This is a genomic window from Mesorhizobium sp. P2_A8, assembly GCF_056404935.1.
Genome location: NZ_JBFUDB010000021.1, coordinates 1 through 20,386, shown reverse-complemented (window position 1 = coordinate 20,386; position 20,386 = coordinate 1). Strand labels below are relative to the sequence as shown.

Annotated in this window: 10 protein-coding genes, 4 pseudogenes and 1 other annotated feature; of the genes and pseudogenes, 4 read left to right on the top strand and 10 right to left on the bottom strand. The window is 57.1% G+C overall.

Going from position 1 to position 20,386, the window contains the following annotated elements; all coding sequences use genetic code 11:
- Positions 1-37: 37 nt before the first annotated feature.
- Positions 38-919: an ectoine/hydroxyectoine ABC transporter substrate-binding protein EhuB gene (ehuB, locus tag AC1D10_RS35245; protein WP_477279890.1), complete on the bottom strand. Its 882-nt coding sequence runs from the start codon at positions 917-919 to the stop codon at positions 38-40.
- Between the two features lie 1,131 nt (positions 920-2,050).
- Positions 2,051-2,806, bottom strand: a complete 756-nt coding sequence (locus AC1D10_RS35240; protein ID WP_477279888.1) for an aspartate/glutamate racemase family protein — start codon at positions 2,804-2,806, stop codon at positions 2,051-2,053.
- 441 nt (positions 2,807-3,247) lie between these two features.
- Here AC1D10_RS35240 and AC1D10_RS35235 point away from each other — a divergent pair.
- Positions 3,248-3,340, top strand: a pseudogene (locus tag AC1D10_RS35235) (tyrosine-type recombinase/integrase); the annotation flags it as partial.
- A gap of 179 nt (positions 3,341-3,519) precedes the next feature.
- Here AC1D10_RS35235 and AC1D10_RS35230 read toward each other — a convergent pair.
- The 4 genes from AC1D10_RS35230 to AC1D10_RS35215 form a co-directional block, all read right to left on the bottom strand.
- Positions 3,520-4,113 (bottom strand): HupE/UreJ family protein, encoded by a 594-nt coding sequence (locus AC1D10_RS35230; protein ID WP_477279886.1) that lies wholly within the window; start codon positions 4,111-4,113, stop codon positions 3,520-3,522.
- Between the two features lie 52 nt (positions 4,114-4,165).
- Positions 4,166-6,760, bottom strand: coding sequence for a CehA/McbA family metallohydrolase (locus tag AC1D10_RS35225; protein WP_477279884.1), 2,595 nt, complete (start codon positions 6,758-6,760; stop codon positions 4,166-4,168).
- A gap of 43 nt (positions 6,761-6,803) precedes the next feature.
- Positions 6,804-8,516, bottom strand: coding sequence for a GMC family oxidoreductase (locus AC1D10_RS35220; RefSeq protein ID WP_477279882.1), 1,713 nt, complete (start codon positions 8,514-8,516; stop codon positions 6,804-6,806).
- A gap of 1,429 nt (positions 8,517-9,945) precedes the next feature.
- Complete coding sequence (locus AC1D10_RS35215; protein WP_477279880.1) at positions 9,946-10,410, bottom strand: Lrp/AsnC family transcriptional regulator; 465 nt, start codon at positions 10,408-10,410, stop codon at positions 9,946-9,948.
- Positions 10,411-10,727: 317 nt separating this feature from the next.
- Between AC1D10_RS35215 and AC1D10_RS35210 the strand changes: the two genes are divergently transcribed.
- Together AC1D10_RS35210 and AC1D10_RS35205 are read left to right on the top strand one after the other, a co-directional pair.
- Positions 10,728-11,918: an aminotransferase class V-fold PLP-dependent enzyme gene (locus AC1D10_RS35210; RefSeq protein ID WP_477279878.1), complete on the top strand. Its 1,191-nt coding sequence runs from the start codon at positions 10,728-10,730 to the stop codon at positions 11,916-11,918.
- Between the two features lie 34 nt (positions 11,919-11,952).
- Positions 11,953-13,098: a M20 family metallopeptidase gene (locus AC1D10_RS35205; RefSeq protein WP_477279876.1), complete on the top strand. Its 1,146-nt coding sequence runs from the start codon at positions 11,953-11,955 to the stop codon at positions 13,096-13,098.
- 216 nt (positions 13,099-13,314) lie between these two features.
- Here the strand turns inward: AC1D10_RS35205 and AC1D10_RS35200 are convergent.
- From AC1D10_RS35200 to AC1D10_RS35185, 4 genes and pseudogenes are all read right to left on the bottom strand, one after another.
- A pseudogene (locus AC1D10_RS35200) lies at positions 13,315-13,460 on the bottom strand (IS481 family transposase); the annotation flags it as partial.
- 816 nt (positions 13,461-14,276) lie between these two features.
- A complete protein-coding gene (locus tag AC1D10_RS35195; RefSeq protein ID WP_477279874.1) occupies positions 14,277-15,680 on the bottom strand; it encodes an aminotransferase in 1,404 nt (467 codons plus the stop codon).
- 12 nt (positions 15,681-15,692) lie between these two features.
- Complete coding sequence (locus tag AC1D10_RS35190) at positions 15,693-17,168, bottom strand: NAD-dependent succinate-semialdehyde dehydrogenase (protein WP_477279872.1); 1,476 nt, start codon at positions 17,166-17,168, stop codon at positions 15,693-15,695.
- Between the two features lie 592 nt (positions 17,169-17,760).
- A pseudogene (locus AC1D10_RS35185) lies at positions 17,761-18,982 on the bottom strand (IS3 family transposase).
- Positions 18,586-18,702, bottom strand: a sequence feature (AL1L pseudoknot). (Overlaps the previous pseudogene by 117 nt.)
- Between AC1D10_RS35185 and AC1D10_RS35180 the strand changes: the two are divergent.
- Positions 18,981-20,117 (top strand): annotated as a pseudogene (locus AC1D10_RS35180) (amidohydrolase). The pseudogenes AC1D10_RS35185 and AC1D10_RS35180 sit on opposite strands and share 2 nt — an antisense overlap.
- The last annotated feature ends 269 nt before the right edge of the window (positions 20,118-20,386 follow it).

Here is a 20,386-nt window from a genome sequence, read left to right as displayed (position 1 = left end):
GGTATTCAGACGAATGGGCGGCAATTCAGACCTGAGTTCAAAGCTTGCAGGCCTCGGCGGTCGGAGTGCCGTCCGGCAGGTTGTCTTTGGTGTAGCCGTATGCGCCGACCGACGCCATCATTTCGTCAGAGCCGATGTAGTCTTTCAACACAGCGTTGAAGGCGTCGACCGCTGCCTGCTCGTTGAGCGGGAAGGCGATGGCGCTATAGTTACGGGGGACCGGCGAGTTGTACGGGTCGGCCAATTCGAGACTGGGGTCATTTTCGATAATCTTCTTAGCATCGAAGCGGTCCGTGTTACCGGCTGCGGCTCGTCCGGTCTTCACAGCCTGTGCGATCTCCGGCGGGCCGGCGACCTGCATCAGCTTGTCTTCGGCAAAGCCTGACTTTTGCGCGACCGCAACCGAAGCGTAGCCGGAACCGGTGACGAGGACGAGTCCTTTGTTGCGTATATCGTCAAACGAATGCAATCCCTCCGGGTTGCCCTTCGGCACGAGCAGCGCGTCTTTGGCCGTGGAGATCGGCTCGCTGAACAATACGTTGCGGCAGCGCTCCGGCTGGATATACATGCCGCCCGTGATGATGTCGAACCGACCTGCCTGCAGGCCGGGGATGAGCGAACCCCACTCGGTCACGACCGATTCGATTTTGGTCGTACCCATTTTCTTCAGGATATCCAGCGTCATCGCATTGACCAACCCGAGCGGCTCGTTGTTTGGACCGGCATAGGCCCCAGGAGGTCCGTTTGAGTAGCCTAGGCGGATCGTGTCGCCATTCTTGATCCTGTCGAGTAGCGACTGCGCAGAGGCTGAACCGGCCATTACGCCGATTGTCACCGCCGCGATGCCGAGCGCAGCCATCCCCTTCAGGACTGAGCGTCTCAAGGGATTACACCTGTTGTCGTTTTTCCAGTTATCCATGCGTTAGTTCCTCCTTCAGCTATTTACTCGCCGTTCGTCCTATCAGAACACACTGCGGCGGTTCCCCTTGATATGCGAACTTCAGACTATCCCCCAGATACCAGACCGCGCTAGGTTCGCCTCGTTAACATAGCAAATCCAATTGGCCCCTTCGTGCAAATCACCCTTTGGAAGTGCAGCAAATCGGCGTTTTCGCAATGTATGCGCATACATCCTGCAATTTTCCGGCGTGACCGGAACAATTCGCAGTGATAATGGGATCGGCCGGAAAGAAGCTAAACTCCCATCACCTGTCATCAACCGGAAGCCGGAAACCTTACAACGTCGGCGCAGGGCGCTCATTTTGTGCCGGCAGTTATCCATCCGCACGCCACTCCGTTGTTGAGTCCTACTGGCCAAATCACGGCTGAAACGCGATGTAGGGGCGATCTACATCATTTCAGATGCTGTTGACGCGTTTTCGCGCCTTTCGAAATCGGTTTTACGAGCACAGCCTTGAAGCATTGGTCTAGGAGAAAGATCGCGCCCGCAGCGCAGCGGCGCGTTGCTGCAGTGAGCGATCTGGCTGGTTCCTGGACATGCCTTGCGCCTCCTTCGCCAGAACAATGCTCGTGCGGGATGCCTAGATCGTAAACGCGACGACTCCGACATCGGTCCCGCGCCCCCGGGAACGCGCGCAATCTGGAGCTCGGTAGGGAAGACTATATTTTCCGGACCTCTGGATTGGACAGTCGGTCGGGGTCGTTTGCGCAACTTTGCAGCAGATAGAGCTGCTTAGCGATCGGCAGGCTCGCCGCAGTGGGGACCGCACAGTTCTCCTGCTTGTAAAGCCGCGATACTGCTGCACGTCGAGCGGACACTTGCCTTTCTTTGGGAACCCGTCTCGTCGAGCGGATTGGTCCTGGCGGTCGACAGCAGAGCGCATTGCGATACAGTACCGTCCGACCAATGCAAAGACTGACGGCCCGCCTGCGCTCGCCCGGCAAACAGTCCGATGCTGTAACCCGCAGCGATGTCTCCATCGGCGCAAGTGCTCGATCATAGCCGCAAAACGTGATTCGCCCGTGCCGGTTCCGACTTCGAGATCCACCGCCCACCTCCGGAGCCTGAACCCCTAACGGACTCGTATGACTAGGCAACCGACTCGAACGTCAACCGACAGAGGTTGGTAATATCGTAGATGGGTAACTTCGTTACACGACGAATAGCCGGCGCGACTATTGGAAACACGGTACATTCGAACAGGATTGCCGCGATATCGGGATGAGCGGCGCGGAGTCGCGCTATGCAGGCCGTTACATCAGTTTCGATATCAGCAACACAAGCAGCGATTTCGGCTTTGGCAGCTATATCTGTTTTTATTTCAGCAACTTCAGTCGGACAGGACGGACACATCAACTCGAATCTATGCAACGTGCTGGAACCGATCCCCCCACCTATTACCACTCTCTCCCGGTCGGCCGGATCCTTGAGCCCGAGCAGATCTTTGTCGCAATAAGTCGAGTCGGCAGTAACGATAGCAAGCTTTGCGGCTAGCGGCAGCTGACGGAGCAGTGTTGGAATGAGCAGTAAGCTAGACATCGCCACGGGGACATTTACCGCGGCAGCTACCGCCTCCTGATGTCGTATGAAGAATCCACAGTCTGCAGTAATCGCATTTGCGCCTCTTTCGACCAGACGCCTCGCAGCTTCGATGCAGGGCGACTCGAGTGCTCGATCGCCGCGGATCACGGATTCCGCCCAAGCTCCTGTCACGGTTTCCCAGATGACCGGGAAGCCGAATGTAGCGGGATTCAACATACACCCGGAGGGCCACGGTGTGGTGCCGTCGGGGGGTCCTCCTTCGAGCGTCAGAACTCCAAGAGAGGGAAACTTCTTCAAGGCCATTTGCAACCCCAGAATGAGACGTGCAATCCATCACCGTCTAAGGAAGAGAAATTCTTGTCGGCCGCCCAACCGCCGCTATTCCCACCAGAACCCACGCTGTAGGATGAAGCGGCCGTTCTTCTTATTCCTTGATAACGGACCGCTCAGTTGCGGCCTCGTTATTTTAGCCACTGAAATCGGCCACCTCCCGCAAATAGCCCTTAGCAATGCAGGAAATCGGCGTTTTCTCGATCTAGGCGCATAACTCCTCCAATTGGTGGTGGGATCGGAACAATATCTTTACCGTCATCAAGGGGATCGGCTGGCCAGCTGAAGGCGATGCGCTCCGGGATCTCCGCCCGGTCCAGCGTCATGCCCGTAGAAGAGACGCAACGCACAGACCGCCTGATTGAGTGCCGGCCAGGATATGTCCTGCAACACCAGAAAAACTTTGATCGCACCATGATCGACAACATGAACTTGAGCGAGCTTTCGCCCGCGACCCAACGATCCTATCTGCTTGCGGTGGCGAAGTTCAGCCGTTATTTCGGCAGGATGTACGGCGACGACGCAGCGGCCCCACGGAACGCTGCCGCGGCTTGAGCAATGGTCTCCTGGTCAGGGTTTGGTCTAAGCAACCAAACCTTCCCATCAGGAGGCCATTCCTGCCGATGCACACGCCAATCACTCACTGAAACGCTGCAGGCGGACAAACAGGTGAGCGCGCCCGCCCGCTAGATCGCGCCTAACATCATCCCGAGGCCTGCCGCGGTGGTCGCCGCGCCCGCAAGTCGCGCGAGGCCGCGAAAACGCTGGCCCGGCACCAGACCCAAGCCGATACCTGCGCCGTGGAGGAGTGCTGTGGCAAGAACGAAGCCGATGACATAGTCGAGGCCGCCCGCAGTCTCTGGGATCTCTGTGCCGTGCGCGTGACCATGGAAGAATGCAAAGAACCCAATGATGATAGCCCCTGCCGTCACAGACAGGTCTACCGCAGCGCCGACCAGCAGGCCGAGCGCCACGATCGAGGCGAGGATGACCGGCTCTACAAAGGAAACGGGCAGGCCAGCGATCCCCAGCACGCCGCCCGCAAGCATCAAGCCGACGAAGGCCGCTGGCCAAGCCCAGAGCGCGCGTCCACCCTTCAGCGCCGCCCAAAGGCCGACCGCGACCATCACCGTGACGTGGTCAAGCCCGAAGAGCGGATGCGCAAAGCCAGCCGCGAACGAATTGGTCGAACTGACGCCCATATGGGACAATGCCGGCTTGCATGCAGCTGCAAGCATAATTGCCATGATGGCTAGTCTGATAGATTTGCTTCTGATCATCGGATTTTCCGTGGATGTTAAAAAACTATGCGCACTTGTCGTAAGCTTTTCCCTAATCATGCTCGGAATGGTGCATGCCGGTAGTGTGGGGGTGCTGAAATCCCATCTGATGCATTTGATTGTGGAGGCGATGGTACGCCGATTGGAGCACAAGGCGCATCTCCTTGTATCGCTTGGCCTCGGCCCGGGTTCCGATCGTGTCGATGTAAGCCATCGATCCCTCGATCTGCTCCAGGATTGTGAGCGCGTCGGCCGCTGCAAACAGTTGAGAGCCCTCGACATCGATCATCACTGCCGACGAGTGCGCGGCGATCACCTCAGGTTTGTCGTCGTATTTCGCGCGAACAAGCAACGCGACCCAGGAGCTTTTCTGGATACGCACCGACCAGCTTCCGGCATCCTGCCAAGGTCTGAGGGTGCGGCTTTCCCTGATCTCGCCGTTGACGATAAGATCAATCCTGGTCATCGGCACGATCACACTTGCGGCGTTCCAGCTGATGTTGACCGTTCCACCCGAAGAGGACAGGCCAATACGGCCGCCCATGGATTTTCCGTCAACATTAAAATCCATCAGAGGGCCATAGGTCACAAACGTATGGCCCGCTCGGACAGCGTCCATCCAAGTTTCGTAGGAGAACTCCCGATGACGAGGGATTTTTGCGTAGGTACGGGTCAGGCCTACGGCAAACTCGGCCGACATCTTGTCTGTGCCAGCTACCGCTGGGATGTGGTAACCGTTGTTCAAGAAGCGATACCAATCGGAGAGAGAATAGGGATCGATGCCACTGTAATAGTCAATAAATGACATCATTTCGACGGCGTCCGCTTCCCCCAGGACGATCGTCGCCGCGCTCTCCATGCGAGGATCCGGGAAGTGCGGCAGGACGATGAGGCCGCCCTGCTTCTTACATTGCTGCGCCCATTCGGTAATGAGAACGTTGACGGTGTCCCCGATGGCCGACTCATCGGGACCGCCCGCGGCAAGCGGAACAATCATGTTGCCGGAATAGCCGAGAAGCGAGATGTGACCGAGGACGCGTTGGCGGTTCTCGGTGCCGATGCGGACGAGGAATTCGCCGTCACCTCCAGCAGTTTTGCTTCCGAATGTGGTCCTGCCGTCAAAATCTCCGACATTGGACATCATCTCTCCCCATTGGCTCGCGAGGAGATTGATGACGTTTACGCCTTCCGCGGCGCCCTCCAGCATGGCTGTTGCCGGAGCCAGGAAATGCACATGTGTATCGGCGGTGACCCAGCCTTCTTCACGCCAGTGCAGCACCGTCTCGAGCTCTACGGTAATAAGCTCTGTTTCTCGGGTGATTTGGAACTTCCTCCGGATCGGCTTGACCTCAAAACCTTTGGTAATCTCGAGGTAAACATCACCCAGCGGCAATTCGATCGTCGTATGCCCAGAGATGTAGGTCGACAGGTGCAGGCCATGCCAATGCTCGGTGCTGTAGTTCTCGAACCATCGCGGGTTTGGGTTACGATTCCCATTTGTCGGAGCAAGATACTCACCCGCCGAACCATGAACGTGAAGCTTAACTGGAACAGTCTTGTTTGTTCCCTGCTCGACAACCCGCAGGATCACACGTTGATTGGCCGGCACGATGCTCCGCAGCATCGGTTCGTTCTGCGGGGCATCGTTTTCAAGATCACAGGCCGGGATCGTTCTTTCACCCAAAAGGTGGAAACGGGCATCGGAATGCGCAGCATATTCGACGACGATTTCAGTCGGGCTTGCTTCCGGTTGCAGGTTTTGACGTGTCTTTTCCCAAAGCTTCGTAGGATAGACCAACCGTGGGCCTGCGGAGATAATCTGGCCTAGATCGAGCTGGATCTGATTGAAGAGGCCATGCTCATCGAGCGTGGAATCGAAGCTTACTTCGGGCGGCATCCGTAGCAGCGCTTTCTTGCGCTTTCCCCAAAGGAGCGGCATTGAACGGCTATCGCCTGCGGAAACACCCGAGATAACCAGACAGCCGGATACAGGTTCGAACCTGATCGCCTCCACTCTCTTCTTTGGATGCGGATTTTCGAAGGCCCAGACGAAATTCATCCACGGTCCCTCCTCGAACAGCGCCTGCTGTTGACGTATTCCCCACCCGATAGGCCATCGGTAATCGGCGGCATTGCTTATTGGTTTTGGCTGGTCGGCCTCACTGAGACCTAGCGGGTGAGGCTTTCTCGCCGCAACCGCTTGGGTGCAATGCTCTCCCCATCGGAACAATAACGACCCGACCTGATGTCGCCGCCGGATTTGCGCCCTTTGCTCGGTGCCATCATTGTAAATCAGGACGTAATCCGCCGCGTGCTCGTTTAGCTGCCCTATTCCCCGCATCGGAGAGATCAGCCCATTTTGATCCGGGGAAAGCGGACGAACATCAGAGGCATGCAGGAACACGAACCATTGAGCTGCGGTCGACGCAATCTTGACTGTAACCGCCCGATCCTTGAGAAATACCGGGCGTCCGATTTCAAACGGAATGCCCCAGGCGACGCAGGACCCGGAATGCGCGAACGGAGCTGCCCGCGCCAGCTCGGTCGATACGTCTTGATGGCCCGCAAGCTCCTCGAACGAGAAGTTGCCGTCAAAGCTGACAGGCCGAAACAACGGTGAGGCTGGACCGTCTCGGTGAGCGTTCATCGTTAATCTCCATGACTTCTCGACGCGACGGTTGAGTGTTAGCTCAACAGCCGGTCGGTTTTGAATCCGCGGATGCCGTCAGGTTTTCCTTCAGAATTGCGTCAGAGATCTTCTCAGCCACCATGATCGTGGGAATGTTTGTGTTGGCCCGGGGACAGAATGGCATGACCGAAGCGTCGGCAATCCTCAGACCGGTGACAGCTCGAACGCGACCCGACGGATCGGTCACCGCAGTAGGGTCGGAGTCTGCCCCCATCCTGCAGCTCGACGTCGGATGCCAATTGCCCATAACGTTCTGACTGATAAACCGATCCAGATGCTGCTCGTCATTGATCAGATCTGAAATGCTGGAACCATCAGTTATGACGTGTTTAATGAGGCTGCGGCGCAGGCGCGCAGAGCTGTCCATGAATAGCGACAGAAGCGAGGTGAGTCCGTAATTGACGACGTTGATCTTGCTAACCCGCCTCACTCGTGCATTCCAAGTTGACGGAAACGGGTCGAGCGCCACCGCCGAGAGTGGATCTTGCTGCATCACGCGGGCCAGTAAACGGAAGCCCTGCTTCAATCGCTCGACATCCCGCTTGTCGCTCAACCAATTGAAATCCACCTCCGGCTCTACGGCATGGGAGCGATCCTTGAGCACGATGGTACCTGTCGAATAACTGCGATTAACCCACACACAAAGGGTGCCCAGGCGCTTGCCGAGCGGATGCCAGGCCGATTTGGCACCCGCCGATATTACCATATCTGTCGAAGGGCACCCTTCGTGGCCTGACGAGTAGCGGGCATGCATTTGAATATGCCCGCTCACATCGGGCAACATGCGATCGCCCTGCTTCAGATATGCCGAAACGCAGATCGCTGGGTGCTCCTGAAGGTTCTGGCCTACACCTTTCAAGTCTGCAACAACTGGAATACCGAGCTTTTCCAGCTGCTCCGCCGGGCCTATCCCTGAGCGCATCAATATGGCGGGTGAATGGAGCGCTCCAGCGCAGAGGATCACAGTCGAAGCGCAAAAAGACTGCCGTCCGAACTTGTTTTCCGTCTGAACGCCCGTGATCGCATTTCCTGACGAGGTCAGGCGCGTCACTGTCGTTTCCGACAGGATTGTCAAATTGGACCGAGAGCGGACGCTTTCGGTCAAGTAGGCCATGGCAGCGGATACCCGGTGACCGTTGCGGTTGGTCAACGGAACGACAGAGTAGCCGTCACCAAAGTCACCGTTGAAGTCTGGTCTAAAATGAATACCCAGGGCGTCATAAGATTTGGATACCGCTCGAATAAAACCGGACCAGTCTGATTGCCGAACGCGCTGAATTGGCAGGGGACCGTCCTTGCCGTGAAATTCGCCGTCGAAGTCCAAATCGCATTCGAGACGACGGAAGTAGGGCAGAACCTCGTCCCAACCCCAGCCCGTTGCACCGCTTGAGGCCCACTCATCATAGTCTTCGGGGGCACCGCGGTTGGCCACCTGGCCATTGATACTTGAGCCGCCGCCGATGACCCGGGCCTGCTCGTAATGAGTGGGCTTGCGGCCATCCCGCACCGTGGTCACCTCGAGTGACGGCCATTGATAATCAGGATTGAGATAGGCACGCGTGGGACTGCCATCGAGGATGTCGTCAGGGATAGCGTTCGGAGGGGTATCGGGACCTGCCTCGACGAGCAGCACGCGATCTCCATTGGCGGAGAGCCTGCTCGCCATCACGCATCCAGAAGAACCGCCACCAACGACGATGTAGTCGAAAACCAATGCCAAACCTCCCCGTGTTACCTGAATTATCCTCTAACCGGGACAAACTTGGGAGCATGCCACGACCAGCAGCTTACTGCCGAACACTTGATGACCCGCCCTTCAGTGAAGGACGTTTTCGGCTAATTTATCCCAGTCTCTGTCCATTTGGGCGGCCATCCTTGACACCGGCAGCTCAGACCCGCTTCCTAAATGTAGCAGCGTTAGATGGGCTGCTTTGGGCGGAATATGCCTGTCTAAGTGAAGAAAATAGGCGTTTTCTCGCTATCCGCGCATATTTCCCGCCAAATGCGGATACAATTCCGTCGGCGCTGCCATGTCGAATTATCACTTGGTCACGGCTTCCTCGTGACCCCCCGGGCTGCGAGCGAGCGACCCTCTTGCGTGTTCGAAAGTTCGAAGAACTCCCGCTGTCGCACGACGTTGGTCTTAAAGTTTCTGCAACGCGATCGAGTTGACGGGTCTCGTCGCCATTCTATTGCCTTCGTCGCACTTGATGTCGGCTACCACACGTCGGCACCGCTCGTGTTAGGATGTGCCAATACCAAATCCAATGCCTGTGCCGCCACCAGTGATCACGGCCTTCTTCCCTGCCAACCTTTTCCTGATGGGTAGCCCGGACGACTAGCGTTTGACCGATTATTCGAGCCGGCCTCCATTAACATCGAGGACGGCTTCGACGAAAGGGACTCACTCAGAGGCAAGGAATGTGACGACCGAACGCACCGTTGTTGGGCTGCAGCTTCCCCTCCCAAACGTCTTCAGCAGCTTCCCCTCCCAAACGTCTTCAAAGGAAGACATTGGCGACCCGTATCAAAACGCCGATCCCTGGTATTGAATCGGCGAACGGGGCTCTTACCTGTGGACAGCCGCAGGACTGAACGCTCTCGAACGGTCACAAATCGGATAGCGCTCTTAGCACGAGTGACAAGACCACAGTCTCGGGCTGCCTTGGACTGCGCGCACCGACTCTGAGCGTTAGATTGAAACGCTTTTGTCGCGATCGGCCACGAAAGTTCGATTGCGCCCAAAGGCCGACCCTGTGCACTTCGTCGGCGACGGGCAACTGCGCAGATCTTCAAATTTTCGGTCGGTTGCGCGTGGAAGAACGCACCTACTTCGAGGGCGCTACCGGGAGGCCTTCGCATTCGACATTATAGAGGGTGCGCTTGCCGAAGCGTCTCCGAGCCGATGCGCGGAGTAGGTTGTGGCCGTGACAATGCGCCGACCGGTCGACTCTAGTCTCCAGCACCTTAAAACCTTCTCGGTGATGATTGCGGCGGAGCGGTAAATACGTCTTAGATCAAACCCTTTTGCGACCGTGATCAGGTCAGTTCAAGGCCGTTGCCCCGAAAGCCGAACAACGAAGGTTCGGCTGACGACGCTGGTGATCACTTCAGTGATGAGAAGGACGTCGCGCTTTATCTCGCTATACGTCAATTGGCACGGCCAAGCTCACTTTAGTGCGATCCAGCACAACCATTGTGCTATAATTTCTAACTGCGGGGCTATCAAAGAAAAAGCGCCGGCTAAATGCGTCATAGTCCAGCAAGTCACGCACTGAGACGATTAGAAGGAAATCAGCATTGCCTGTGACACCATATGCGCTCATGACTTCAGGTGCGCGCAGGATAGCTTGCTTGAATCGATCGATGACATCAGAGCGATAGCGCTCGAGTTCGACAAGGACCATCATCATCAGGGGCCGACCTACGGCTTCCGGCGACACTATCGCAACATCAGCCTCGATCACTCCCGCATCTCGAAGGTGCTTCAATCGCCGCTGACAAGCGGTAGCCGATAGCCCAACAAGTTCGCCCAATTCTTCGGTTGTATGGCGATTGTTGCGTTGCACGGCGTTGAGCAGCTTCAGGTCAAAACTATCCAAATCCATTCATGATCTCTGCAAAGATGGCGACAATGCGCAGGAAAACGGCGTCCTGCGTCTGATAATAGCCTGAATCCCGCAATGATCAAGCCATATAATTAGCAGATCGGCGAACGTCCAGGGGTTGGAACGTCAGTCGATGAATTCTCTTGTCCTCGACGGATTCAGCCGATGTAAGACGCTCTCGCCACTAGAAACGGTTCAACGATGCCCTCAACTGGCACCCATCTCGCCCCGAATACGGATGTAATACGGGCTTCCCAGTTAGGTGCAAGAAATCAACACTCTGTCACTCGCGAACTACACGGATACTAATGACCGCTATGAACAGCTATATGCCTCCATTGAACGTCCTTCGAGAGGAGTATCCAGCCACAATCGACGCAATCTACATGGATGTTGCGAATCAAGGACTTATCTCCAAAACAACGTTGGAATCTATCGGTCCACATTTGGACAATCGGCTTCATGGTAGAAACGACGAAGCAAGTATGTTGCACCATGTCGAACGCACGCGCGCCAGGTTCGCACAGTTGATCGGCGCGGCTAAGGATGAAATTTCTGTAACGAAAAACGCGTCCGAAGGTATTAACATAATCGCTAATGCGATAGATTGGAAAGATGGCGACAATGTCGTCCTATGCCCAAAGCTAGAGCACGCAAACAATATTTTACCTTGGCTCCAGATAAAAGCCCGCCACAAAGTTGAGCTCCGATTTGTAGAGCCGGAGGCGGGCTCAATTCCAGTTGGCGAACTAGTGAAGGCAATTGACGCGCGCACTCGCATTGTCGCGGTCGCGACGGTAACGATGGTTCCCGGATTTCGGACCTTGCTGGAACCAATCGCCGAAGCCTGCAAGCGTTTTGGTGTCTTTCTTCTGGCGGACGGAACGCAATCTGTCGGAATACTCCACACCGATGTTGCCCGACTTGGTGTAGACGGCTTAGCGGTGTCAACTGTGAAGGGATTGATGGGCCTTTATGGATCGGGGTTTTTGTATTGCCGCCAAGAGTGGGCCGATCGGCTAAATCCTGCCTATCTTGCTCGTTTCAGTGTGGACTTTGGGAATGCGCCGGAGTCGGCTCCGGTGCCTAGCGCGGTAAAATTGCGCGCCGGTGCCCCCCGTTTTGATATTGGGCATTACAACTTTCCGGGCATGTTGGCTGCCCATGCGTCAATGGGGCAATTGCTCGACATCGGAACCGAAACGATTGAGCGAAGCGTTACGTCACTCGCAAAGCGACTGGCGTCTGGTTTCTTGGAACTCGGGCTACCGGTCTGTGGCGGAGCTCCGGGGAACCATACTGCGAGTATTGTGGCACTTGGGGATCCAGCCGCACTGGTGGAAGCTCGCGCGGTGGACCCCCGTATTCAGTCGCTTCATGGTCACTTGTTGGACAACCAGGTAATCGTCTCGATACGCAGGGGCATGCTTCGGTTTTCCCTACATCTATATAACACCACCGATGAAGTTGATTGCGTGGTCAGACTAGCCAAAAATTGGTTGAAGTAGCGCAAAGCACAATATCGCAGATTAAGGAGAGTCTATGTCAAATGTATCCGCGCAAACGGTAGCGCTCCTTCAGGAACTTGTGAAAATCGAGAGCGTCAATCCGTCGCTATCCCCAAAGGGTAGTGGAGAAAGTAAGGTGGTCGAGTTCATCGAGGGGTTTTGTAGGGAGCGCAATCTGCCATATGAAATTCAGGAAGTGGTGGACGGCCGCTCGAACCTTTTGACCTGGGTCCCGGGACAAGACCCAGGCAAGCGCATTCTCTTTATAGCCCACACGGACACAGTTCCAGTTGATAAGTGGGAGACCGATCCGTTCTCTGGAGAGCAAACGAAGGGGCGGATCTACGGTCGAGGGAGTTGCGACACAAAAGGTTCGCTTGCCGCTATGTTGATCGCCCTTAGTACACTTGGAGAGCGGCAGCCGAAAGCCACGATCGTCGTTGCGGCAAGCATTGATGAAGAGTACCGCAAACTTGGTGCTCGCGCAATTGCGCAATCAGGCGTGTCCTATGATGCCGCTGTGGTCGGTGAACCAACCGAACTAGAGGTTGTTGTGGTTTCTCTGGGTTCCGTCCGCTGGCAAATCGAAGTTGAGGGAGTGCCCGCTCATAGTGCGAGGCCTTATCTCGGAGTCAATGCGATCACGGGAATGGCTAAGATAGTATTGGCGCTGGATGAGCATCATCGGAGCTTGGCCTCTCGGACGCACCCTTTGGTAGGCTCTGCACTTCTAACCGTTGGTCTTATCGAAGGAGGCATAGAGCTCACGACTGTGCCGCCGGTGTGCCGCATATGGATTGATCGACGCCTTATACCAGGGGAGCGGCCGCAGGACGCGATACAAGAGGTAGAAGACATTCTGGAAACATTCCGCCAAGGGAAGGACAAAATCAAGGTGCGCTCGTTGCTCCCTGCGTTGGAAGATCCGCCTCCGGCCAGTGCCGAATCGAGCAAAATCGCGGCAGTGGCAGCAGCGGTCTGTGCTGATGTAGCCGGAACCGGAAAATTCCTAGGAGGAACCGGTGGCTCGGATGCTAACCAGTTATCATTGGCCGGCATTCCCTGCATCGTTCTTGGCCCCGGATGTACCGATCAGGCCCATACGAACAACGAATTCGTTGAAATAGATCAGGTGGCCAAGGCGGTCGAAATATACCAGAAGATCATGCTTAGCTATTAGATGGAAATACATGCGGCAGGCATTCGGGTGACCGACCCAAGGCGCCCGGGCTCTCGCTCAATGCAGCTTCGAAGCTCGGTGAGTTCCGTCTGCTTGCGGGAGTTTAATCCGCATTAAGGCGCCGTTATCTGTAGAATAGCCGCCAGATAGTCCGTGCTCTAGGATGCAATCTGGCGGCGGCGCTTGGCGAGCAGAGGCGCGGTGCTTCCTGCTCCTCGAGGTCGGTGCCCGCCATTTGGCAACACATTTCTGTTGATCCCGTAGCGCTTCGCCAGCGCTCTCAGGCGCGCTTGACTATATGCTGTCTCGCTCGACCGACCTGCCTCTGTCGTCGGGGCGCTCCCATGAAGAACCTGGCCCATAGTGCATCCCTTGTCGAGAACATCGTTGATGATGAAGTCTGGTGTTCGCGGAACCTCTTAGGGCGCTCATCCACCGGGTTCTCCTCCTAATCCAGGTTCAACGCTTTTCAACTGATCGGTGGCCTTCCAGGCAGGCCGAGCCAAATTCGCTGACGTTCGGGGTAGCTGTCGGCAGCGGCTTGAACGTCGAATAAACGCCGAGTTATTTTGCCATTTTCGACGACCTGGACAATCCATTGGCTGTCAACATTTTTCAATCGCACGTCATTCGGTTCTCCGGCAACCACCTTCGTCCCCCGACGTGACATTCAAATCCAGACTTTCCGACAGCAGGTCATCGCTGCACGACAGCAATCGCTTCGATCCAATCAGAATGCTCGACGCTCTATAATGAAGGGCGCCTTGGTCAAGAGCGCCCCTTCGCATCGGCAGCAGGCTTCGATCCCTGAGGTGTGGACCTAAGCACTTCGGAAGGAGCCGCCGATGAGCCCTTGTTGGGCATCCCGCTGAGCCAACCCCGGGTCGAAGGGCAATCTAGCGCACGCAATCGTAGCGACGGCGCTAGGGGGTTTTGCTTCGCTCCGTCAGAACGAGCTCTGGAAGCGGAGGACACCGCCCACGGCGTTGCTCTTGCAGCGAGATGCCGGTCCAGTTGAAACCGCTGCTGTCGTGGTCGTTATGAGCCCAGTCAATTCTCGGCCGTGATCGTGAGGCCGGAAACGATGTCGTAGGCGACGTTCGCCGCACCGAATTCCTTCGCTTCTCATACTGGCTCTTCCTGCTCACAGCCGGAGCGCTTTCCCTATCCATGCGTTTTTAGATGTTTTGGCCCTCCCGGACGAGTTCATCCATAACCGAGCGCACGGCGCTTTCCGCGATTGCAACGATCTCTTCAACCTCGGCCTTCGTTGCTACGAGCGGCGGGGCAAAGCCGAGAATATCACCGTGCGGCATAGCACGAGCGATTAGACCACGGTCACGAGCTGCCTTTGAAATTCGTGCACCAACCTTGAGCGTCGGATCGAAACGCTTCCTGTTGTCGCGATCGGCCACAAATTCGATCGCGCCCATAAGGCCGACCCCGCGCACCTCGCCAACGATCGGCAACTGCGCGAACTTTTCCTTCAGCTGCGCCTGGAAAAAGGAGCCGACTTCACGAGCATTACCTGGGAGGTCCTCCTTCTCGACGATGTCGAGAACCGCATTGGCCGCGGCGGCTCCGATCGGATGACCAGAATAGGTATAGCCATGCGAGAATGAGCCGACCTTGTCAGCCCCATCCTCCAGTACTTTGTAGACCTTCTCACCCACAATCGCCGCGGAAAGCGGGAAGTAGGCAGAGGTCAGTCCTTTCGCGACCGTGATGAGGTCGGGTTCGATGCCATAATGCTGTGAGCCGAACATGGAGCCCGTGCGGCCGAAGCCGGTAATGACTTCATCGGCGATGAGCAGCACATCATGCTTTTTGAGAACGGCCTGAATCGCCTCCCAGTACCCTTCCGGCGGGGGCGTGATGCCACCGGTGCCAAGCACAGGCTCGCCGATGAACCCACCGACGTTCTCCGAGCCCAAGCGTTCGATAAGCTGATCAAGTTCATCGGCTCGACGCACCGAGAATTCCTGCTCGGTCTCGCCCGGGGTTGCGCCCCAGTAATGATGTGGAACACCGGTGTGAACGATCTGCGGCAGCGGCAGATCCATGTGGTCATGATAGAAGCTCATGCCCGTCATCGAGCCGGACATGACGCTACAGCCATGGTAGCCGCGCTCGCGCGAGATGATCTTTTTCTTGTTCGGCTTGCCTCGTAGGTTGTTATAATACCAGACGAGCTTGGCTTGCGTCTCGTTAGCGTCCGAACCGGACATGCCATAAAAGATCTTGCTCATCTTCCCTGGCGCCATCTTCACGAGGCGGTCAGACAGGATCGCAAGTTGTTCTGTGGTGTGCGCGGCGTAGGAATGATAATAGGCGAGACGGTAAGCTTGACGAGAAATTGCCTCGGCGACTTCGGTGCGGCCATAGCCCACGTTGACGCAGTAGAGGCCAGCGAAACCGTCGATGAACTCGTTGCCGTGCGCATCCTTAATGCGGATGCCCTTGCCTGTTTCTATGATGGTGGGCTCACCGAGCTTGCCGGTAGCGAAATCCTTGAGCTGCGTGAAAGGATGCAGGACGGAATTCCTGTCCTTTTCGCTGATTTCTTTAATATCAAAAGTCATGGGCGCATCCTCTCACGCTGCTAGATTTCCAAAGCATGTGTATTTTGGTTCCAGATACTCGGCGAGGCCATGTCTGGAACCCTCCCGACCAAGACCCGACTGTTTCCATCCGCCGAACGGGATGGGCGCTCCAGTGAATTTCGGGGTGTTCACCGCAACCATGCCGTATTCGAGCCGGTCGGTGAGCCGCATCGCGCGGTTGAGCTCTCGGGTGTAAACATACGCCGCGAGACCCATTTCCGAATTGTTGGCGCGCGTGAGCACTTCCTGTTCGTCTTCAAAGGGCAGGATTGCAGCCACGGGGCCAAAGATCTCTTGCTTGGCAACCTCCATCTCGTCGGTCACATCAGCAAGCACGGTTGGCGTCACGAAGTTCCCACGAAGAAGAAGATTGTCCTGTGCGCCGGACACCATTCGAGCCCCGGCTGACAGTGCCTCGGAGATCTGCTGCCTGCACTTTTCAGCGCCAGACGCCCTGGTCATCGGACCAATGTCGACCCCCGCCTCCAATCCGTGCCCGACTTTTAGTTTGCTGGTGGCCGCAGCGAATTGTTCCAGGAAATGGTCATAGACTCCACGCTGCACATAAATCCTGTTTGCCGCCAGACAGTCTTGGCCGGATGTCGCAAACTTGGCTGCCATGCAGCCAGCGACCGCAGCTTCGATTGGCGCGTCGCCGAAAACGATGAAAGGAGCATTGCCCCCGAGTTCGAGTGAGGCCTTCTTCACAGTCTTCGCGGACTGCTCGAGTAGCAATCGGCCGACCGCGGTCGAGCCGGTAAAGGAGAATGCGCGCACCTCCGCATGCTGCAACAGCCGCGTGGCCAGTGGCGGAGCCTGGCCAGTGATCACCTGAAACACGCCGGCGGGAATCCCTACCTCCTCGGCAAGACGGGCGAGCGCCAGCGCTGACAAGGGCGTTTCCGGCGCGGGCTTGACGATCATGGTGCAGCCTGCGGCCAGCGCGGCTCCAGCCTTTCTGGTGATCATTGCCGATGGAAAGTTCCATGGTGTGATAGCGACCGTCACTCCGATCGGCTGCATCTGCACGGCCAGGAGGCTTCCGGCGAGATGGCTGGGGATGGTTTCGCCATAAGCCCGCTCGCCCTCTCCTGCAAACCAATCAAGGAAGCCAGCAGAATATGAAATTTCGTCACGGGCTTCAGCAATAGGCTTTCCTTGCTCGGCGGTTATGATTAAGTCTTGCGCGTTTTCTCGCATACCCATCGCCCATTTCCGCAGATATGCGCCACGCTCTAAAGGTAGCAGGCCGCGCCACTGGAGGAACGCTGCTCTCGCGAAATGGACCGCATCGTCCACGTCGGCAACTCCGCAAGCCGCTACTTGCGCCAACTCGTCGCCTGTTGCAGGATCCACCACGCTGAGTGTTTCCGGCTTCGAGAGCCAGGCGCCATTCACATAACCGCTTCTTTGCAGAAGGTCCGGCCGTTTCAGCTCCCGTAATGCAGTGATCGCGGTGCCTGTCATTTATGACTCCGAGTGGATGCTTGATGCCTTCAGACTATTGCTGCATCAGCGCCCCTCGACAGCGCAGTTGGGGTCTCTCAAGCCGCATTCCTGCAAAAAGCGGCTAACACGCGCGGGATCGAGCGATGACATAGCTAATCGTGTAGACTTAGCGCCACTTGAGCCGGTCAAAAGAACGACCGCCTACGTCGGAATGCGTAAGCGGTGAACGAAGGCTCTTTCCGAAGGCGGCTTGAGCGGCCATTCGGAGGGGCTGTAGGCGGAAAGCTATAACGCGGGGAGGGGAGGCCTTCGCCGGAACAAACTGTTCACCTGGCGCATCCGACGTGCAATGCTTTGACAAGGCTAAAAACGCTCATCATTGTCTCTGGGGATCTCGAAGGCAGATGGCGCCAATATAAACACTGCATTTGACTCGGCCATCTGCACGACGGATGCACGGAATGTGCGAAGGGCGAATTTTGAAAGTCCCTCTTTATGCGGCTTCCCTATCCGCAGCGATGCGCTGGCTTCTCGAAGGGAAAATTGCATCAGACGGCCCAAGCCTTGAAAGTGAACCGCGCCGGGTTTTCCGGAGGCCGTTTCGTTTGAGTCACGCGGCCATGGCTAGCTCTTCGAGCATAGCGTAGTAGCGTTCCTCGGCTTCGGCCGGCGGGATGTTGCCGATGGGCTCCAGCAGCCGGCGATTGTTGAACCAGTCCACCCACTCCAACGTCGCGAACTCGACGGCCTCGAAGGAGCGCCATGGTCCGCGTCGATGGATTCCCTCGGCCTTGTAGAGGCCGTTGATCGTTTCGGCGAGAGCATTGTCGTAGCTGTCGCCGACACTCCCCCCGGACGGGACGGCTCGACGCCGGCCTCGGCCAGGCGCTCGGTGTATCGAATGCTGACGTATTGGCTGCCTCTATCGCTGTGGTGCACGAGCCCGTTGCCCTGCACGGGCCGCCCGTCATGGAGAGCCTGTTCCAAAGCGTCCAGAACGAAGGCGGCATGCGCCGTCCGACTCACCCGCCAGCCGACGATCCGACGGGCATAGGCCTCGACGACGAAGGCGACATAGACGAAGCCAGTCCAGGTCGCGACGTAAGTGCCAGAGCATGTTCGGCCTCGGCGCATGGAACTGGCGATTGACATGGTCCCGAGGACATGGTGCCGCCTTGTCGCTAACCGTGGTGCGGATCGGCTTGCCGCGGATGATGCCTTCGAGGCCCATGGCTTTCATCAGGCGGGCAACCGTGCAGCGGGCGACATCGAAGCCCTCGCGCTGCAACTGCCGCCAGACCTTCCGAACGCCGTAAACGCGGAAATTCGCATCGAACACGCGTCGGACCTCATCCTTCAAAGCCTCATCCCGCTTTGCCCGAGCCGACAGCCGGGAGGGATCGATACGCTTGGCGACATGGTCGTGGTAGGTCGACGGGGCGATCGGCAACACCTTGCAGATCGGCTCGACCCCATGCGCCTCGCGGTGATCGTCGATGAACGCGATCATGGCTTGAACCGGCGGTCGAGCTCCGCCTGGGCAAAATACGCGCTCGCCTTGCGCAGGGTCTCGTTGGCCTGCGAAGCTCGCGGTTCTCGCGTTCCAAAGCCTTCAGCTTCGTCGCCACATCCGTAGGCACACCGGCACGCACGCCGCTGTCGCGCTCCGCCTTCACCCACTCATGCAGCGTCTGCGGCGTGCAGCCGATCTTGGCGGCGATCGACGAAACCGCCGCCCACCGCGAGGCATGCTCGCCTTCGTGATCCAGAACCAGCCGAACCGCGCGGGCTCGGACCTGGGGAGAGAACTTGTTGGTCGTCTTGCTTGTCATGGCTCCACCTTCTCAGGAGTTGGAGCCTCCGATCAACCCGGCGCGGTTCAGGGTGCACAACACAGCAAGGTTTGTTGCTGAAAAGTTGGCCTCGTTCGGGATCAATCACATCGAAACCGGGATAGCAGAAACCGGTGTCGTCGCCATGATACAGGGCAGCGGAGGAGACGGCCCCACTATCGGGCTGAGAGCCGACATGGATGCATTGCCGATCGCCGAGGCGTCCAATAAGCCGTGGGCGTCTGACGCTCCCGGAAGGATGCATGCATGCGGACATGACGGTCATACAGCCATGCTGTTGGGAGCCGCTAAACACCTAGTGGCCACGCGCAACTTCAAAGAGACTGTTGTCTTGATCTTACAGCCTGCAGAGGAAGCGGGCCGAGGCGCCGAGAGGATGGTGCAGGAAGGTATAATGGACCGTTTCGGCATCTCCCAAGTTTTCGGCATGCACAATATGCCAGGGATGGATGTGGGCAAGTTCGGGATTTGCGATGGCTCAATCATCGCCGCGCTTGATGAATTCGACATCATCGCGGCCATGCCGCACCTGACCATAGACCCGGTCGTTGTTGGAGCGCAGATTATCGTCGCCCTGCAAACGCTGGTTTCCCGGAACACGGACCCGACGGATGCCCTCGTGATCTCCGTCACGAGATTAAGTGCCAGTGAAGCATACGACATTATCCCGGATCATGTCGAATTGGGCGGGACGGTCCGTAGCCTATCGCCGGTCTTGCGGGACTTCGCGGAACTACAGATCAAGGCTGCGCCGAAGGTATCGCGCGCGGCTTCGGCGCGGAGATCGAGTTCGAACACCGCCGGCTCGAACCCCTTACCTTCAACCATACAGAAGGGACCAATCAAGCGATCAAGGCGGCCCGCAAACTTGTGGGCCATGGCCTTGTTGACGACAAGATCAAACCCCTGATGGGATCCGAATTTCGCATATATGCTCCAGGCGCGGCCGGGCGCTTTCACCTTCCTTGGTAACGGGTCAACCCCCGGCGTGCACAACCCGGCCTATGATTTCGATGACGAGGCACTGCCTTATGGCATCGGCAGTCCCTGTTTGTTTCAATTAGAGAAACATGTGGCCGCGCTTCATACAAAACACCATAAATTGGGCGATTGATCAGCGCAGAGGAAATCTTCTCCTCCCCGCCGCACATCGCCGCATCTATGCGTATCCAAGGAAATAACGCTAATTTCCTGCGTTGGAGATGCGATCATTCGCGTAAAGCAGTGCTTCTAACGCGCTACATTTCACCAAGCGGGCGCTAAGCGGTCCGATCCTCACATAAGCTGGCCTAAAACGGTGCCAGGCTGCCAACAAGGAGTTCGCCTTATGAACAAGGAGTTCACACCTGCGAAGGACGTAAGCCTCGCGCTCTCTCGCGCTCT